Consider the following 17731-nt stretch of genomic DNA (forward strand, 5'->3'; position numbering starts at 1 on the left):
GCACTAAAGTCTATTTACACTTGCCACTTCGATGACAGAACAACCTTCTGATCGCTGTTATCCCCTGATTTTTTGATTCAATTTTACAAAGGTGAAAATCTGGGGATAAAGGCGAACGCATCCGCTTCTTCAGGTTATTTCTGCCCTCTACGTTCTCGTGTAAATGTTCAGTTCAATTTATATAATAGCTGCTGCGCAATAATATCATTCCGATTTAAAATCGGCGGCAGACAAGGGGGCATACGTCTTATGAGGACAGTAGAATGGATTTATCTTATTTTCAACCTGCTTATGTTCGTGGGGATAATCGGGGTCGGGAGACAGAGTCAACATTTTCGGAAAATGGTATGGGGCGGATTTGCCATATCGGGTGTGCTGCTGATCATCCATGGTGTGGTCGAAGGACTTCGTTGGCCGATGATTCCAGCGTATCTGCTCACGTTGGTTCCACTGGTTGTGTTATTTACAAAGGCATCGACTATGGCGCAGAAACTCGGACGTGTTCGAATCATCGCAACGTCTCTGCTGGTATTGGTATACGTTGTTGTGAGCATTGGTTTGCCGCTGCTGTTCCCAGTATTTACGTTTGCCAAGCCAGCAGGTCCTTATGGAATCGGAACGGTATCCTACGACTGGACAGATAGCAGCCGGGAGGAACTGCTGACGAGTACCACCGGTGACCAAAGGGAGCTGATGGTACAGATCTGGTATCCAACAAATCCAGAAGCAGAGGGAGCAACAGCCCCTTATGTTAATAAGCCGGAGATCTACGGGACAGCCTTCAATGAAGTGCTGAAACTGCCAAAGCTTTTATTTTCCAGTCTGAGTCAGGTCAAAACACATGCGATACAGGAAGTTCAATTGTCTGATGCCGAAGCCAAGTATCCGGTTGTTCTCTTCTCTCATGGTCTGCATGGCTATGAAAATCAGAATACGTTCCAGGTCGAGCAACTTGTCAGTCAAGGTTACATTGTTGTGGGCATTAATCACACGTATAGCAGTCTGGTGTCCGTATTCCCGGATGGACGTGTGGCGCAGTTTGAATCTGAAGGGAAAGAAGGCTTCCAGCAACTGCAATTCAATTACATGGACAAGTTAAATGAGACATGGGTGAAGGATGCACAGTTTGTACTGGATGAGGTAGAAAAGTTGGCTGAGGGGGACCCGAGTGGGCGGTTTATCGGACATATGGATCTAGACAACATCGGCATGTTTGGGCATTCATTTGGCGGAGCAACGACAGTACAGATGTTAATGGATGATCCACGTGTGAAAGCAGGCATGAATATGGATGGTGTATTGTTTGGCGAGAAACGTATCCCTGCGGAAGGTGTGGGCAAGCCGTTCCTGATGATGAGTGCAGACTCAACCGTTGCAGGTACAAGTGTGATGAGTGACGAGGAGATTGCTGCTATGGGTACGACCCGTCCGGAAGCCGAGAAATATTATGAGGAAGTGTACGCTCGGTATGAGCCGGTAACCACAGGAGGGAACTACTGGATGGAGCTGACCAACACCAAACATCTGAGTTTCTCCGATCTCTACCTGATCTCTCCACTGCTCGAATGGACGCAGGGTGTAGATGCACGGGGGACGCAACAGTTGGTCAACGATACGACGATTGATTTCTTCAACCACTACTTGAAAGGGCAACCGCTCCATATGGACAAGGAAGTGGGAGAACATGAGTCCTATTCGTTGAAAAAAGGCTAAACGTATAAATGGAAGGAGACTGAGATTCAGTCTTCTTCCATTTGTTTTAATCTTAACCGCATGCCCTCCTGCAACAGGTTAATGCCATCTACAATTTGGCTCCATTCGGGATTCATCACCTTGCACAGCTTGTTAAAACGTAGAATGCGATCGGTCACGGAGTCCAGCATATATCGGGCCTGTTTGCCAAAAAATACTTCAGGTGCTTCGACATGCTCGACACTTGCATACATCAACACAAAGTCCCACACCATGCTTTGCACAGCAGGGCTATCGATTGCCCAACGCTTGTCGAGAGCTTCGGTCGTGCGAATGCGAATAGCTTCCATTTTTTTCACCCAGACGTCTGCTTCGACTTGTGGCTGGTTCGCCATAATGAAGAAAGGAACCTCCAACCTAGCCAGATCGGCCCAATAGGCCGGATCATTGATCAGTTCCTGAATTTCCTTCCAGGCCAGTGTTTGCTGAGCCGTCAGTTTCGTATCTTTCATCATGTATTTATCGAAAAAGTGTAGAAACGACACTCTCCAATCCTGCGGAATACTGTCCAGCAGATGAGATTCATCCACCTTGGCAGCAACGAATTGTTTTCGACTGCTCGCATTGGCCGTTAGGGACTCTACCAGACTGGAGATATAGGTGAGAGACTGTTCCGTATGCAGTGAAGTTTCTTCTTCATGCTGCCTCGCTTGCTGCAAAACAGAGAGCATGGAATTCATCGTGCCGATCTGAGTTTCCAAGGCCTCAATCTGTAGATCTAACGCCTGTGCTACCGCCAGTTCACCGGACATGAGCTTTCGAATATCCGGTATGCTGAAATTCAGATAACGAAGCGTTGTAATGAGTTCGAGTTGCCATAGGTCTTGCGTTGTATAGAGTCGATGCCCGCCTTCCGTATGACTGGAGGGCTGTAACAGTTCAATCTCATCGTAATAACGAATCGTTTTCACCGTGGAGCCGATCAGTTTGGCTGCTTCACCAATGGAATAGGGTTCTTTATTTGCATTCAACGAGATCACCTCATGTTCTATTATATAATCTCCAGCTAGTGGAGATTCAATGTTAAACGGCTATCAGGGAATTCGGGCGGGCTTAGTTTAAATTTCACCCATCTCGGTTACAAAGGAAAGAGTGCAACATTTATGAAAATAACTTCTGTGATCGTAGTGATCACTGTAAATAACCGAGGAGGAATTGAACATGGCTAATCAAGACCAACACACCATGCAAGATCCAACGACACAATATCCGAAGGCTACACCGGAGTGGAAACAGCAACAGGATGAGCCGGGGCTCCAGCGTGAGATGACTCCTGTTCCCGATGCGGGTGAGAAAAGTTATAAGGGAAGCGGACGTTTAACGGGACGCAAAGCAGTTGTGACCGGGGCCGACAGTGGAATTGGCCGTGCGGCAGCGATTGCGTTTGCCCGTGAAGGTGCAGATGTCGTTCTGGCTTATTTGCCGGAAGAGGAAGCAGATGCACAGGAAGTCGTGAAGCTGATTGAGGAAGCTGGGCGCAAAGCGATTACGAAGCCAGGTGACCTGAAGGATGAGAAATACTGCGAGGAACTCATTGAATCTGCGGTAAAAGAGCTTGGCGGGATTGATATCCTCGCTAACGTGGCAGGTAAGCAGCAGTTTGTGGAGCAGATTGCAGATCTGACCACCGAGCAATTCGATGCGACGTTCAAAACGAATGTCTATTCCATGTTCTGGCTCTGCAAAGCAGCGGTAAAACACATGAAACCGGGTAGCTCCATTATCAACACATCATCGATTCAGGCGTACAAACCTTCGCCAATCCTGCTGGATTATGCGACAACGAAGGCATCGATTAACACGTTCAGCAAAGCGTTGGCCCAACAAGTGGGTAGCAAAGGGATTCGTGTCAACGTTGTTGCACCAGGCCCGGTATGGACTCCGCTTCAGGTCGTGGGTGGACAGCCAATTGAAAAGCTCGCTGATTTTGGCTCCAATACACCGCTTGGTCGAGCGGGACAACCTGCCGAGATGGCTCCGGCATTTGTGTTCCTGGCAAGCCAGGAATCCAGCTATGTGAGCGGCGAGACATTGAATGCAAATGGTGGTACGGTTAGTCCGTAAACGTTGGATAAAAAAGGTCTATAGACCGACCATAGTTCAGTGATTATAGGCCAGTTAAGCAAAGAACTCCATTCCCGATGAAGGTGAATGGAGTTCTTTGTTGATATGTTATTTGTTCATAATTATAAATTTACTTCTGTTCTGGTTTCGGGTCCAAGATGGCATAACTGCCGAGCGTGGCTAATTGTGCTGTATTCAGAAGCGCTTCATCCACTGCAGCGAGGGCTTCGCCGGCAGCTGTCATCAGCTCATCAGAGTCAACAGGTGAGGCGAAACGGAGAATGACCCGGTTCTCTCCTTTTTTGAGTTCACTCTCAGCCTTGGTTTTGTACTCATTAAGGGATGCGACTTCGAGATCATTCTGCACATAATAATCATTGGCATCGCTCTCGCCATTAAACATCGCGAGCTCGGAATCAAGCCAGTAATCCTTATCCGCTATCGTTTTCTGACTTGCAGCAGTTTCATCGTTGGCATTATACAGGAAGTATGGGATGCCGGAGTTCGTCAGGTTGTTGGTGGCATCCACATGGAACCATTCGTTCCCGATTTTGACCTTGTTCCATGCATGCGGAACGCCGCTTGAAGCTCCCGTTACAACGATGCTTTCCAGTCCCGAGAGATCGGAGAGCAATTTGTAGACGGAGGCATAACTGGCACATACCCCAACACCTTTGACCAGAATACCGTATGTGGTAAACGAGTCATTGAACTGCGGATCGACATTTTTGAAGTTGTTCTGCTCCGCATTCTCCAGCGCTGCATCGTCATACTTCGCGTTATCGTTCAGATAATCGTAGATGGCTTTTCGTTTCTCGTCTTCGTTCATGCCATCCTTGATAATGGAAGCTACAACTTCGTTTGCTTTGGCAATAATCTCATCTTGCTTCTTCTGGATACCACTAGCCGATTCATTGTAATAGATGGAAAGGGTAAGCGTACCATAGTTGTATTCGAAACCTTCCACACCAAGAATCAATGGATTCTGGTACATCACTTTCAGGACAACATCCGAGAGTGTCGTGAAATTTTGAGCTTCGGGGAAAGCTTTCAACGAAATTTTATCTTGTGCCGCAATCATGTTTTTGGCTAAAACTTCTTCCAATGCGGAATCCGCATTGATCATTGCATCGCCTGTAGCAGGCTGAGGCACGGTTTCCTGATTACCTTGTTCTACATTTTGCTGTGTATTGGACTTCTGCTCATCTACCAAGTTGTCTTCTTCAGCTTCAGGAGCTGGAGCAGGGGCTTCATTAGAAGTTTCCTCGGAAGCACTCTCAGAAGTATCATTAGAAGCCTCAGTAGATACCGGATCAGTTGCATCTTCTGACGTTCCAGTATCGGTTGTGGACTCTGTAGTTGAAGTTTCGGAAGCCGGTGCTTCTGTTTCCGTTGCAGACTCAGGTGCATCATGATTGTTGATGATCGTTGGCACGTCAGGTGCAGGGACGTAAGGTGTGTCATTCTTCGGTTCCACCAGTCCGTTGCTGGAATCGGCTACGGTTTGCTGAGCAAGTTTATCTAATTCTGCTTGAGTCACATTTTCTACACGTACGTAACTTTTCAGAGCTGTTCCTTTAATATGAAAAGGAATATTCGTTTCATTGAACTCTGAAATCTCTACGCTTTGGGTATCATAGACAATGGTTTCACGAGCTAGAGAGCCGTCATTGTACTCAACTGTTGCTTTCTGAGGAAGTACATCTATATTCTTTAATTTCTCCCTATATAATTGTTCTTTCAGAGATGTTGGCAACTGGGAAGCAAGCGGAGCTGTAGGGACACCTCTGCTAAAATTGGATTCTTTGCCTCCACCGATTGCAGTGACGTAATATTCTCCTCGTAAACCATGGTTCTGATGAGAAGTTATCAGTTCCTTATAAGTGCCGAGCCCGCCTTTTCCGTCTTTCATAAAATCATTGAAAGACGTCTCTGTCGTTACCGCAATATCTAAAGGCAGACTATTGCTGAATGCATCCTCCGCGCCGGTTAAAGGTGCATTTGTATCAAAATTGGTTAGGTCAGAACGTTCATAAATTTTATATTCGGTTGCACCCTCAACCTTGTCCCAGACTAACTTTAACCGTCTGTCTTTATCAATCTCGTATCTTAGGTTGGGTACAGGTAACTCCGATTTCACTGTAAACGGAATAATGATGGGTTCATCGAGCAACGTCATGTTCTCTGCGTCAGGATCATAATTCAGACGAATGTAATAAATGGGGGCACCACCCCAAGAACTTTGGCCCCTGTTCATCATGGAATCTGAACTTAAAACGCCCCATCCAAGAGGTCTAATAGAAATACTATTGTCATGAATATCTGATAATAAAGGTACTTCACTTGCTTTGAGTGCTTTAATATCGGTATGTACGGATATGGTATCTCTCAGGGACCAATTAGATTTTCCTAAATCTGCTTTAAACTTGAACGTAAATTCTTCATCCTGAGCTACATTGTACATCGGCATGATCGCTTGTTCCGATTCAGAGCCGTATTTCTGCTTCAAACTTAAAATGGTAGAACCTTCCACAATTTCTGTAGGATTATTCTCGGACGGACTGCTTTCCTGCTCATTACTCTGGCATCCAGCCAGTAACAGGGTGAGCGCAAACATAATGAAAAATAGACGTTTCATGATACACCGCTTTCTTGTTTTTCTGAGTTGCTCTAATAGCTACGTTCTATACACCGAAAGATTATCAAATATGGTTAAAACCCATACTCGAACCTCTTAACGGCTAAACCTCCTATTAATTCCCTAATATCCTTTGCTAGTTTATGGTCATATTGACGCATTGTCAAGGTAAGAGGATAGGGTTTAAGTCCTGTAGAACAATAGAACAGTTGTAATTCCGTAGCGAGGGGACCATGTTAAAATACAAGAGTTACTACATATTTAAATATATAACAGAATAATTTGAATAGAATGGGGTGCCGTATGACAGCGGAACAGATTGTCAGAACCTTTTTTGAAGAAGTCCGATCAGGTCGGAATCCTGATTATGCAAGCATCGTGATGGCGGAACAGGTACTGGCCCATCAAGTGATATCTGAAGAAGAGGTCACGGTGACCCGTACACCTTCCGATTATGCGGATCATGTGCGAGAGATGATCGAAGCTTACGGGGAGTTTTCACTCGAAGTTCTGGAGTTGCTGACGCAAGGCGACAAAGTTTATGTGCGCTGGAGACAAACAGGTACCCATGTTGGCGAAGTGGACGGATACAGCCCAACCAACATCCCAGTGATTGAAATTGCCAGTGCGGTATACCGAGTGGAAAACGAACGAATTGCAGCGTATTGGATACAGATCGACAGGTTGGGCATCGAGAAACAATTGGAACGTAATCGGAGCTGAGTTTCGCAGCTCTTTTTTAGTTTTCAGTTCTTTGTAAGCGTTACCGTGTTATAATGAACAAAGTTGTATACAAGTTACCTAAAACGTTTTCTGTCTTTTGACTCTATTATCTGAAAGTGAGGTTCAGTGATGATTAAAGCAACGGAAGATAATCAATATGTTGAACTGACAAGGCCGACAAGCTTACCGAAGGCATCCGGATTCCTTTGGAATGAAAAGATGATGATTCATGTGAATTGCCGGGGGTACGCGGTGGCCCAATTCATGCAGCCCGAACCTGCTAAATACTCGTATGCGCCCAACCTGGAAGCCAAGACGTTTATGCAACCGGAGCAGCCGTACTATGCCCACCATCCGGGACGGTTTGTGTACATTAAAGATGAAATAAGTGGCGAAATCTTCTCCGCCCCGTATGAACCCGTTCGCAAGCAGGCGGATAGCTATACGTTCGCTGTCGGTAAACACGATATTCACTGGAAAGTCGTCCAAGACGACATTTGCATCGAGATGTCCCTGCGTCTGCCGAAGGAAGATGTCATGGAGCTATGGCGTGTGAAGGTAACCAATCTGTCTTCGAGAAAACGCAAGCTGAGTATCTACCCGTATTATACGGTCGGTTATATGTCATGGATGAACCAATCCGGTTCATATGTGGAAGATTTGCAGGGCATTGTCTGTTCGGCGATTACGCCGTATCAGAAATATCAGGATTATAGCAAAATCAAAAATTACAGGGACAAAACCTATCTGCTTGCAGATCACCAACCGGCCGCCTGGGAAGTGAATCATGAGAGCTTTGAGGGCGAAGGCGGACTTCATAATCCTTCCGCCCTTCAGTCGGAGACGCTCGCAGGTGGAGATGCACGCTATGAGACACCGGTGGCTGTATTGCAATACAGAGTCGAATTGGAAGCGGGAGCGGAGCAGGCGTATCGATTTATCTTTGGCCCGGCTCATGATGAGACAGAGATTGAGGGTATTCGTCAGCATTATTTTGTGAAGCAGAATAAAGAAGGACAGGATGGGTTCACCGCAGCCGAGCAGGAGTATGCTGGTTATATTGCGGAAGGGCAAGGGAACATCCAGATTGAGACACCGGACAGCTGGCTAGATAATGTCGTGAATCACTGGCTACCTCGCCAGATGTACTATCATGGCAAAACCAACCGTCTGACAACCGATCCGCAGACGCGGAATTATTTGCAGGACAACATGGGCATGAGTTACATTCAGCCGCAGATTGCACGAGCTGCGTTCTTGACTGCTTTGTCTCAACAGCATATAAGCGGCGCGATGCCAGACGGCATTATTTTGCACCCGGACGCAGAACTGAAATATATTAACCAGGTTCCTCATACCGATCATTGTATCTGGCTTCCGGTCTGTATGAAGACCTATTTGGATGAAACGAATGACTATAGCATTTTGGAGGAACAGGTTGCTTTTACAGACAGTGAACAGAAGGTTTCCGTACTGGAGCATATGAATCTTGCAATGCGCTGGTTGATCCATGAGCGTGATGCGCGTGGGTTGAACTATATCAATCAGGGTGACTGGTGTGATCCGATGAACATGGTGGGATACAAAGGCAAAGGCGTATCCGGCTGGCTGACCATTGCGACGGCATATGCATTTAATGTGTGGGCAGAAATTGGTGAACAGGCGGGGCATGCCGAGGTTGCGGAGGAATTCCGTCTGGAAGCCAATCAGACCAATGCGGTAGCAAATGAGTATCTGTGGGATGGGGACTGGTATGCCCGCGGAATTACGGATGATAACGTAGTGTTTGGTGTAAGCAAAGACGTGGAAGGACGCATCTATATCAATCCTCAGAGCTGGGCACTTATGAGCGGTGCTGCGGATCAGGAGAAACAGGAGAAGTTAATCCGTGCGGTAGAAGAACAATTGGAAACGCCATATGGTGTCGAGAAACTCGCGCCGTCTTTCACCGCCATGCGAGAGGATGTAGGTCGTGTCACGCAGAAACATCCGGGAAGTGCAGAGAACGGAGCCGTGTACAATCACGCGGCGGCGTTCTATATTTATGCGTTGTATCTGGTGGGACAGAAGGAGAAGGCGTATCGTTTGCTGCGTAAAATGATTCCTGGCCCCGATGCCGAGGATATTCTCCAGCGGGGTCAGCTACCCGTATTTATCCCGAATTATTATCGCGGAGCTTATCATCAATTCCCACGTACAGCCGGGCGCTCCAGTCACCTGTTCAACACCGGCACGGTGCCTTGGGTGTATCGCTGCCTGATCGACGGATTGTTTGGACTGCAAGGTCATGCACAAGGACTTCAAGTACGTCCGCAGTTACCAGAAGATTGGAACGAGGCATCGGTTACACGTTTGTTCCGCGGGGCTGAGCTGCATGTAAACATGAAGAAGGATGCATCTGTCCAGACAATTGAGGTACATGTTGACGACCAACGGATTGAAGGCGACATTATCAAGAACATACAAGCCGGCGTGAAATATGAGGTGCTGGTGAAGCTACCTTTGTAGAAAAGAGTACGGAGTACTGCTGAACGGTGTGAAGCGTTTTGGACGATCACGAAGCAAATCAAAAACTGCCTTTCCTTTATAAGAGGAGGGCAGTTTTTGGTCTGAGCATGGTCAGGACTCATTCCATTCTTTGACTCTGTACCAATAGCTATACATCTCCGAATAACCCAGCTTGGCGTAAAGCTTCAAGGCAGGTGCATTTTTCGCAACCACTTGCAGGTAACTGGAAGTAGCGCCCTGTTTTTTTGCCCAGTGCAGGAGATGAAGGATCATCTGTTCAGCAAGTCCCCGATTCCGGAAGTTAGCGTCTGTAATGATGTCATACAACCCGATATAGCCACGCTCGATTACACCGAACCCACACGCGACGACTTGCCCGTCAATCAATAGCGATATAAAACCTACCTTTGTGCGGATGTTATGTAACATTAGTTCTGTCGTTTCCCGTTGCAGATCGTTCACCTGATTTAGCCTACAAAAGTGATCCAGCCACGCTGTGGTCAACTGTTCGTTAATCTGTACAGCTTGGTGCACAGGTTCTTTGATATCATCCAGACTCCTGATCTGGATACGAGTGAGATCTACAACTGCATACCCTTTGTCTTGCAAAAGCTGATCGAGATGATCCGGTTGAATAAACGGCGTGATCTTAAATATGGTATTTAATTGATTGGAAGCATAGATGCGCTCACATTCCTCAATCTTTTCATGCACATCCAGAGTGGAGTAGTGGATCGGTTGAACGGAGTTGGCACGTTTGGTATATCCTTTGGCAAAACGCAGTACCCAACCGTCATACAATAAGGTGGACAAGGGTTGCCAGTGGTTAAGGGATAGTTCTTCAATGGTTTTATGTTCTGAATCTATAGTATGCGTCATAACCAACCTCCGATTTCATAATTAAATAATAATACATAATAATGTATAAAAATACAACGAGAATATATATTTCGCGAACAGTATGCATTATAGCCGGAGATGGTATACAATTTGATTTGGTTAAAAGAATAACTTCAGAAGCGGAGCGCGTTATGTTAACTATAGAATTAAATAATCACAGTATTAACTGTCATATTGAATACGGCAAACGCAAAAAAGTGTCCATCACGATGGACTTGCCTTATATGGTAACGATCAAAGCACCCAATGGTACCAGTGAAGACATGATCCGGCAACTTGTGGAGCAGTTCGGGGATGTGATTTTGAAGAAATCTGCTCTGATGCAGCAAGCGCTCGACGGTCCTCAAGCCAAGGAATACGAAGATGAAGGCAAAGGGAAGTTTTTGCTTTTTGGCAAGGAGCATGCACTGCATGAATTAATCCCTGTAGAGGGGTTTACAGAAGAGGAGCTGCGAGCGAATCTGAAGAAGTTTTATTTTGCCGAGTGTAAACGCATGATTGGGGAGCGCATCGGACGTTATCAGCAGGAGTTGAAGGTGAAGCCGAAGTCAGTGGAGATCGTAGATTCTCCCACCAAGTGGGGCAGTTGTAGCTGGGACAAAAAGCTGACGTTCAATTATCGTCTGGCGATGGCGCCACTGGAAGTGATCGATTATGTCATCATTCATGAACTTTGCCATATTCACCACATGAATCATGATCGCTCCTTCTGGCGGCGTATTGGAAGTATCATGCCGGATTACAAAGCCAAAGAAGATTATCTGATGCGCAATGGTCGAGCCATGACACTATAAATCCAAGCTTAGGCCTTCACTTGGATACGCCATATCCCTCCAATATCATTCGTAAAATCCGCGAAGGTCCCACTGTTGCAGTGAGCGGCTTCGCGGATTTTTGTTGTGTCTGGATATTAGGAGTAAGATAATTGAACGCCGTATTGTTTGAAAAAATGAGTAACCGCATCCATGTCCATTCGATCATCGAACAGATGCTCAGGATAATAGACGCCTGGAGCCATAGGCTCATCCGCAGGCATCAGCAGTATCTTCTCGGCTTGCACCGCAGCACCGAGTGCAGTCATGTGGGTCTGACCAAGTGGGTCAGAGACCGTCATCGTTCGTTCAACCTGCTTCCCTTTCGCATCCAGTCCTTTCAGTTGAATGACGAGATGATGTGCACTCCCGGTTCCGGGATTATAGAGCAATTTCCGCCGGAATGGCTGGAATCGTTCACCGCTGATCATCTTCCATACACCCGTTTTGACCAATCCGGCAAGTGCATAGGTAGATACTTTGCTATCAAATGAAATGCGGAAACTGGCGGAATCAATATGACTTGTATGAGGCAAAGTGACGTGATCGGGTGTATCCAACCTGTAACATGGGGTCGTGTACCCGTTAGGGAAATGTACTTTAACCGGATCTGTCATGGGATAGACGAGCCGGTTCGTGTTGGATTCAGTTACCTGAAAAGGAATACTCATCCGATCCATAAAGGCTGCTGAGTCAGGCCCGGCTTTATCTCGCAGCGACCATAGGGCATGAATGTTTACTTCGACATGTTGCAGAGAGTTAGAAAGTATCATGGCAAAGAGTGACGCCGTTCCTGCCATCCATCCAGAGGACAGCACTACCGGAGCATGAAGCTCTTCCTGCTCTATTGTACGGATCGCTTGATTGAACACCTCAGTCCAGCGTGTTATATCGATGAGGGGAATTTTTCTGCGCACTGCCGATACCAATAGCCGATCATGCAGATCGTTCACTGCATTAATGATTAATGATATATTTTCTCCTGCGTGAATCAGTGGATCTTCCGCATTGGTATCAACAACAACCGTTTGGACACGATTGGATGGAAAAGGTGCTGCTTTACCCGCAGAACGACCTCCCAGTACCAATTCCAGATCAGGATGCCTGTCATGCAAAATGCGGGCAAGCTGTTCACCTACAGCACCATAGCCTCCAGCGATAAGAACTTTTTTTCTAATCATTCGATAAACCTCCGTTGATATGTTTATGTACTTATATGTTTAAACTTTTAAACATAATAGGGTGAAGAAAAGGAATGCAGTTCACCAGCGCGGTATGCGCTAGCTCTGACATTCCACTTCTACGAGATGAACGAGCTGTTTGAGCAATTCGATCGCATCGTTGAACTCCAGCTTGTAATACATCTCCGTACCTTTTTTCTGAACCGATAGCAGCCCGGATTGACGCAATATTTTCAAGTGATGAGAGACTGTAGGGCGTGACATGGGTACATGCTCTGCAATCTGGGATACGTTCATGCTCTCTTGATCAATGAGCAGTGATATAATCCGCTGGCGAACGGGATCTCCCAAACCTTGAAGATAAGGGCTTAAATTCTCGAAAATATCAATAACTTTTTGGTTACCCATCGACTCGTTCATGGCTCACTCCGTTATAATGTTTAATTGTTTAAACGTATTATAAGGCTTAGTTCACTTGAAAATCAAATTTTACATTGCAAGTTGCAGGAAAATAGCTGTTCCGCTTGTCCATTTGAAGTACAATATAAGCAAATATGCCCGTACCACGAATCCATTGATAGTATCCGTGGTGGAAGGAGTCCAAGATGGCTGAGAGTAACCATTATTCTGTGCTGGTAGATGAATATATCTCGGAGTTTGCACCTGATGTACAGGTGAGATTACAGGCATTAAGACAGATTATTCGTGAAGCGGCTCCGAACGCCGAAGAGAAGATCAGTTATAAGATGCCCACGTATGCACAGCATGGGAATCTGGTTCATTTTGCTGCATACCAGCATCATATTGGGTTTTACCCTGCTCCCAGAGGAATTCAAGCTTTCCAGGAGGAACTCTCCGCGTATAAAGGGGGAAAGGGATCTGTCCAGTTTCCACTGGATCAGCCATTGCCCGAGGATCTCATCCGCCGGATCGTGGAGTATCGGGTGAAAGAAAATGTGGAGATCGCGTTGGAAAAGAAACGCAAAAACTGAGTGTTGGCGGCAGACAGGCCTATCTATGGAAGGAGATACCGGGTGAATAAAGGGTTAATTGTACTTGATGTGCAGCATGGGCTTACAAGTCAGAGGGATGTATCTGCTCCAATTGCAAAGATTCAGTCTGTCATTGCTATTTTTGAAAAGATGAACTGGCCTATTGTGTTTACCAAACATCTGGACCAGGACAATGAGGATTCCTCTCTCTATTATGCGAAAAGTGCCAATTTGGAGATTGTTGTCGATACTGGGGAACATCCTATTCTGGAGAAAAGTAAACCGAGTGCGTTCAGTAATACGGAGCTGAAAAAGTTGCTGCTGGATCATCAGATTGAACATGTATTCATTGTTGGATTTAACATGGAGTATTGTTGTCTGTTTACAGCGATTAATGCTGAACATGAGGGGTTTAAAGTAACCCTGATTGAAGATGCGGCGGGTACAGTAAATACAGCAGAAACGTATGAAATGAAGGGACTAGACATACAGGATTTTATCGGTTCGATTCTGAATTGGTCAGGTTGTATTGATGTTCTATACATGAATGAATTCAAGGAGCAGTATACTTAGATATTTTGAATTTAATCTGCACTACAGCATATAAATTGAACTAAACGTTTACACGTGAACGTAGGGGACAGAAAGAACCTGAAGAAGCGGAGCGTGCGCCTTTATCCCCAGAATTTTACCTTTGTAAAATTGAATCAAAAAATCTGGGGATAACAGCGATCAGAAGGTTGTTCTGTCATCGAAGTGGCAAGTGTAAATATTCTTTAGTTCAATCTATGTATTTAACCAAAGCTCATATCATACCAAAAAACAGTCGGATGCTTATGCATTCCGACTGTTTTTGTTTTTAGATTCTAGATTTTACTCTGGTCGTATTTCATTTCACTTTAGTTTATTCCTATACTCTTGCTTCACTTCTATTCAAAGGAATACGTAACGTTTGAATTACTTGCTGTAGGGATGAAGTACATAAAGCTTGGGTCCACTTGCAAGTAGATCGTCAGGTCGGAAACGCCCAGATTGGGAACAGTCAGACTGAACCGACCGTTAGCGTCCAGCTTCACCGTTACAGTGCGAATATGTTTTTCGTCAGGTGAAGGACCGTGGATTTGGAATGAGAATGTTTTGCCTGCATAAGCCGTGAGTGTTCCCCGTACTTTCAGCGTACGATCTGCTGTATATTCGAATTGCATCAGATGATTATCCAGGTAATCCTCGTTCCCGGTACCCGGATCTTGTGGCTCTGTTCCAGGATCTTGTGGCTCTGTTCCAGGGTCTTGTGGTTCTGTCCCAGGATTCTGTGGATCCGTTACAGGCTCTTGTGAAGGATTGCTAACCGAGAAGAAACGTGTCTGATATGAAATTTCTGCTTTGGACCCGTCTTTCTTTTTCAAACCGGTAATGCGAACGTTGAACGTGTCGCCTGCCTTCAGGGATTTCAAGTTATCCGGGCGGAAAATGACAGCGTAGTTATATCCATAACCATCGGTATTTACATTGAAAAAGGCCTTTGCAGGATCACTGCTTACCGGAGTTTTCGCTCCCAGTACCCAAGTTTTCTGATCCGATGAACGCACGATCTCCACCTGTACCTCCGAATTGGAGGGCTTCGCGAATACGTCCGGATTCAGCTGTGCAGACCAAGCTTGTGACACATTGAATGCCTCAATCGGGAATGCCCCTTTGTTAGGATACAAGTTGTAATTGTAATTGAGTTTTCCTGAACGGCTCGTATCCATCACTTGCATGGTGCTGAAATGGCTTGCATAGTTTTTGTTGTCCCGGGATGCAATCCCGAAACCGACTTTCTTCAGCTGCGGACTCAAAATCCAGCGGCGATGGCCGAGTGCAGCAATGTTGCTGGCATCCGAATCATCCATATAAGCTTCAACGCTTTTGACTGCAAGGTTTCCTTGAGCACCATAGGAAGCGTACAGGTTGGAGCTGGAAGTCGACTTGGCTCCCAGATCAAAAAAGTCTTTCGCCATATCTGCCGGACGAGCCGGGAAGTGAGTCAATTCTCCGGTAGACACAACGACCGCTCCATGTTGGGCTTGACGATTGAGTGCAGCGTCCAGAACGAGATCTCCATCCAGACCGGAGAGATAGCGATAGAAGTTGGCTGCACCTAGAGCCTGCTCTAATGTGGAATCACTTACTACACCAGCGACGTAAGGTGCCTTGGTCGAAGGATTCTGAGTGAATGTGGCAGTTTGATCCTTGCCACTCATCCATTGCGTCCATTTCTGACTGATTTCTTGCTCACTTCGCTCAGGCAACAGACTGTCGACAGGGGCTGCAGTGATCTGCTGAGTCCCCAGCAGCACGAATAACAGGCCTGCCAGAGGAAGAGAGAGTAACGAGCGGATGTACCTTTTTTGAATAAACATGTTCTAATCTCCTTCTAGTATAAAATAATAATATTATGTATCCGATGTATATTATCGACATTAGAGGGATAATTCGTTAGTTTTATGAATGAAATTGTTTGTTCGAATTCAGCGATTTTTCAGCCAGAGCCATTATAATACTCACGGAATCCTGTATTCGAAAAGGAGTTTTGGCATGTCTAAGATGCTGCATAAGTCGTTTTATCTCATTTTGCTCGTGTTTGTTGCGGTATTCATTGCTTCGACCTTGTTGGTTCGGGCACAGTACAACTACGCCTTGTATGGGGACAATCCCATTTTGGGCATGCAGCAGTGGAGTGTTTTTCTCCCGGTCCTTCTTTTGCTTCTTGGTTCAGGTGTTGGGTTATACGCTCTGTGTCTGAAGCTGAACAAATACAGCCCGAAGGTTGTCATTCCGATGGTGCTGCTCAGTTCTCTGGCCATTCAGATCATCATCATTTTCGTATTTCCGAGAGTGCCCACCGATGATTCACAGACCGTTCTCTCACTCGCCATGGATATGCTGTACGACCAAGACTACTCGTCGTTTGAAACGGGTGGTTATCTGCACATGTTCCCGTTTAACTACTCGATCGTGCTGTACCTGAAGACATTGCTGTACCTGTTCCCGGACAACTATCTGATCTTCAAACTATTTAATATTTTGTTTTCAACATTAACGACGTTCATGATTTATCTTATCTACAAACAAGTGAACGACAGATCCACCGAACGTGATTACGGTGTGTTGATCTTTGCAGCGACGTACCTGCCATCTCTGTTCCTGAACAACCTGATCTATAACGATGTGATTGCTACAGCATTTCTGACATCGTGCTTATACTTCTTCATTCGTTTTGTACGTGAAAAGTCTTGGAAAACAATCGTCATTGCCGCCGTTTTTCTCGCGATGGGCAACTACTTCCGAAGCATCGGCGTGATCGTGCTGATCGCTGCCATCATAACTATCCTGCTGAATATGCGGAGCATCGGAATGAAGAAAGTCATCATTTCCATCGGTGTGCTGGGTATGTTGTTTAATGTACCAACCTGGACTCAGAATACGGTTCTTCAATCCTCCGGTGCCGTGAGCGCACCTGTTGGAGAGAATGCGGCACCGGTCTATATGTGGCTGAATATGGGGATTAATCTGGAGCGCTTTGGCTTCTGGGACAATATGGAGAGCTATCAGATCTATCAGAGGCAGGCCAACTACAATAAGGTTGAAAGCGCAGATTTGTTCAAACAAGAGATTGGCAATAAACTGTCCGAAGCAAGTGCAAGTGACTTGGTGCAGATGTATTACAAAAAGATCATATGGACCTGGACCGAAGGAACGTACCAGATGGACCGATACGGAATCGGAAATGAAAGTTCCTTGGGTGCCGGAAGAGGAAGGGGAGGCGGAATCGCAGGCTCCTACAGTTATACCAATGCGATAACAGAACTGTTGCAGGGGGATTCGGCTTATCGGACAGGTTTGCTCTGGATCGTATATGTGATGAATTTCTTGATGTACTGTTTTATTCTCATCCGGTTGGTCGGTGGAATTCGTCGTAAACGGTATGATGAAGTCTCATTGATCCTGGTCATTCTCGGATTCATTGGATTTTATATTCTATGGGAAATTAAGTCCAGATACATCTACCCTGTATATCCACTGTTGGTTGTGCTGTCCTATATGGGATTCAAAGATACGTATGATCTTATATTCCATCGTAAACGTACCTTGGAGAGATATTCCCTGAGAGAAAGGTGA

14 protein-coding genes are annotated in these 17731 nt (G+C 45.8%); 8 read left to right on the forward strand and 6 right to left on the reverse strand.

Annotated features, from left to right (window positions below):
* The first annotated feature begins 249 nt into the window (after positions 1-249).
* Entirely contained in the window at positions 250-1713 is a 1464-nt protein-coding gene (locus PAHA3_RS18940; RefSeq protein ID WP_062836302.1) for an alpha/beta hydrolase family protein, read from the forward strand.
* Positions 1714-1739: 26 nt separating this feature from the next.
* Here PAHA3_RS18940 and PAHA3_RS18945 read toward each other — a convergent pair whose 3' ends face one another.
* On the reverse strand, positions 1740-2723 hold the full coding sequence (locus PAHA3_RS18945; RefSeq protein WP_062836303.1) for a MerR family transcriptional regulator: 984 nt from the start codon (positions 2721-2723) through the stop codon (positions 1740-1742).
* A gap of 190 nt (positions 2724-2913) precedes the next feature.
* Here PAHA3_RS18945 and PAHA3_RS18950 point away from each other — a divergent pair, with 190 nt between their 5' ends.
* Complete coding sequence (locus PAHA3_RS18950; RefSeq protein ID WP_062836304.1) at positions 2914-3816, forward strand: SDR family oxidoreductase; 903 nt, start codon at positions 2914-2916, stop codon at positions 3814-3816.
* A 130-nt stretch (positions 3817-3946) separates the two neighbouring features.
* Here PAHA3_RS18950 and PAHA3_RS18955 read toward each other — a convergent pair whose 3' ends face one another.
* Positions 3947-6454, reverse strand: coding sequence for a transglutaminase domain-containing protein (locus PAHA3_RS18955; RefSeq protein ID WP_062836305.1), 2508 nt, complete (start codon positions 6452-6454; stop codon positions 3947-3949).
* 303 nt (positions 6455-6757) lie between these two features.
* Between PAHA3_RS18955 and PAHA3_RS18960 the strand changes: the two genes are divergently transcribed.
* Both PAHA3_RS18960 and PAHA3_RS18965 read left to right on the forward strand, forming a co-directional pair.
* Positions 6758-7177, forward strand: a complete 420-nt coding sequence (locus PAHA3_RS18960; RefSeq protein WP_062836306.1) for an ester cyclase — start codon at positions 6758-6760, stop codon at positions 7175-7177.
* A gap of 129 nt (positions 7178-7306) precedes the next feature.
* Positions 7307-9685: a GH36-type glycosyl hydrolase domain-containing protein gene (locus PAHA3_RS18965; protein WP_062836307.1), complete on the forward strand. Its 2379-nt coding sequence runs from the start codon at positions 7307-7309 to the stop codon at positions 9683-9685.
* Positions 9686-9796: 111 nt separating this feature from the next.
* On the opposite strand, the gene PAHA3_RS18970 is transcribed toward PAHA3_RS18965, so the two are convergent.
* Entirely contained in the window at positions 9797-10564 is a 768-nt protein-coding gene (locus PAHA3_RS18970) for a GNAT family N-acetyltransferase (RefSeq protein ID WP_062836308.1), read from the reverse strand.
* A 152-nt stretch (positions 10565-10716) separates the two neighbouring features.
* On the opposite strand from PAHA3_RS18970, the gene PAHA3_RS18975 reads away from it, so the two are divergent.
* Positions 10717-11379 (forward strand): M48 family metallopeptidase, encoded by a 663-nt coding sequence (locus PAHA3_RS18975; RefSeq protein WP_062836309.1) that lies wholly within the window; start codon positions 10717-10719, stop codon positions 11377-11379.
* Positions 11380-11495: 116 nt separating this feature from the next.
* Here the strand turns inward: PAHA3_RS18975 and PAHA3_RS18980 are convergent, their stop codons facing one another.
* Together PAHA3_RS18980 and PAHA3_RS18985 are read right to left on the reverse strand one after the other, a co-directional pair.
* Positions 11496-12578 carry a saccharopine dehydrogenase gene (locus PAHA3_RS18980; protein ID WP_062836310.1) on the reverse strand — a complete coding sequence of 361 codons (1083 nt, stop codon included), beginning with the start codon at positions 12576-12578 and terminating at the stop codon, positions 11496-11498.
* A 99-nt stretch (positions 12579-12677) separates the two neighbouring features.
* Positions 12678-12998 carry an ArsR/SmtB family transcription factor gene (locus PAHA3_RS18985; protein ID WP_017690570.1) on the reverse strand — a complete coding sequence of 107 codons (321 nt, stop codon included), beginning with the start codon at positions 12996-12998 and terminating at the stop codon, positions 12678-12680.
* Positions 12999-13183: 185 nt separating this feature from the next.
* On the opposite strand from PAHA3_RS18985, the gene PAHA3_RS18990 reads away from it, so the two are divergent.
* Both PAHA3_RS18990 and PAHA3_RS18995 read left to right on the forward strand, forming a co-directional pair.
* Entirely contained in the window at positions 13184-13570 is a 387-nt protein-coding gene (locus PAHA3_RS18990) for an iron chaperone (RefSeq protein WP_062836311.1), read from the forward strand.
* Between the two features lie 42 nt (positions 13571-13612).
* Positions 13613-14143 (forward strand): cysteine hydrolase family protein, encoded by a 531-nt coding sequence (locus PAHA3_RS18995; RefSeq protein ID WP_082762899.1) that lies wholly within the window; start codon positions 13613-13615, stop codon positions 14141-14143.
* A gap of 356 nt (positions 14144-14499) precedes the next feature.
* On the opposite strand, the gene PAHA3_RS19000 is transcribed toward PAHA3_RS18995, so the two are convergent.
* Positions 14500-15972, reverse strand: a complete 1473-nt coding sequence (locus PAHA3_RS19000; RefSeq protein WP_062836312.1) for a CAP domain-containing protein — start codon at positions 15970-15972, stop codon at positions 14500-14502.
* Positions 15973-16147: 175 nt separating this feature from the next.
* Between PAHA3_RS19000 and PAHA3_RS19005 the strand changes: the two genes are divergently transcribed.
* On the forward strand, positions 16148-17731 hold the full coding sequence (locus PAHA3_RS19005; RefSeq protein ID WP_062836313.1) for an ArnT family glycosyltransferase: 1584 nt from the start codon (positions 16148-16150) through the stop codon (positions 17729-17731).

This window comes from Paenibacillus amylolyticus (assembly GCF_001570725.1).
Lineage (GTDB): Bacteria > Bacillota > Bacilli > Paenibacillales > Paenibacillaceae > Paenibacillus > Paenibacillus amylolyticus_A.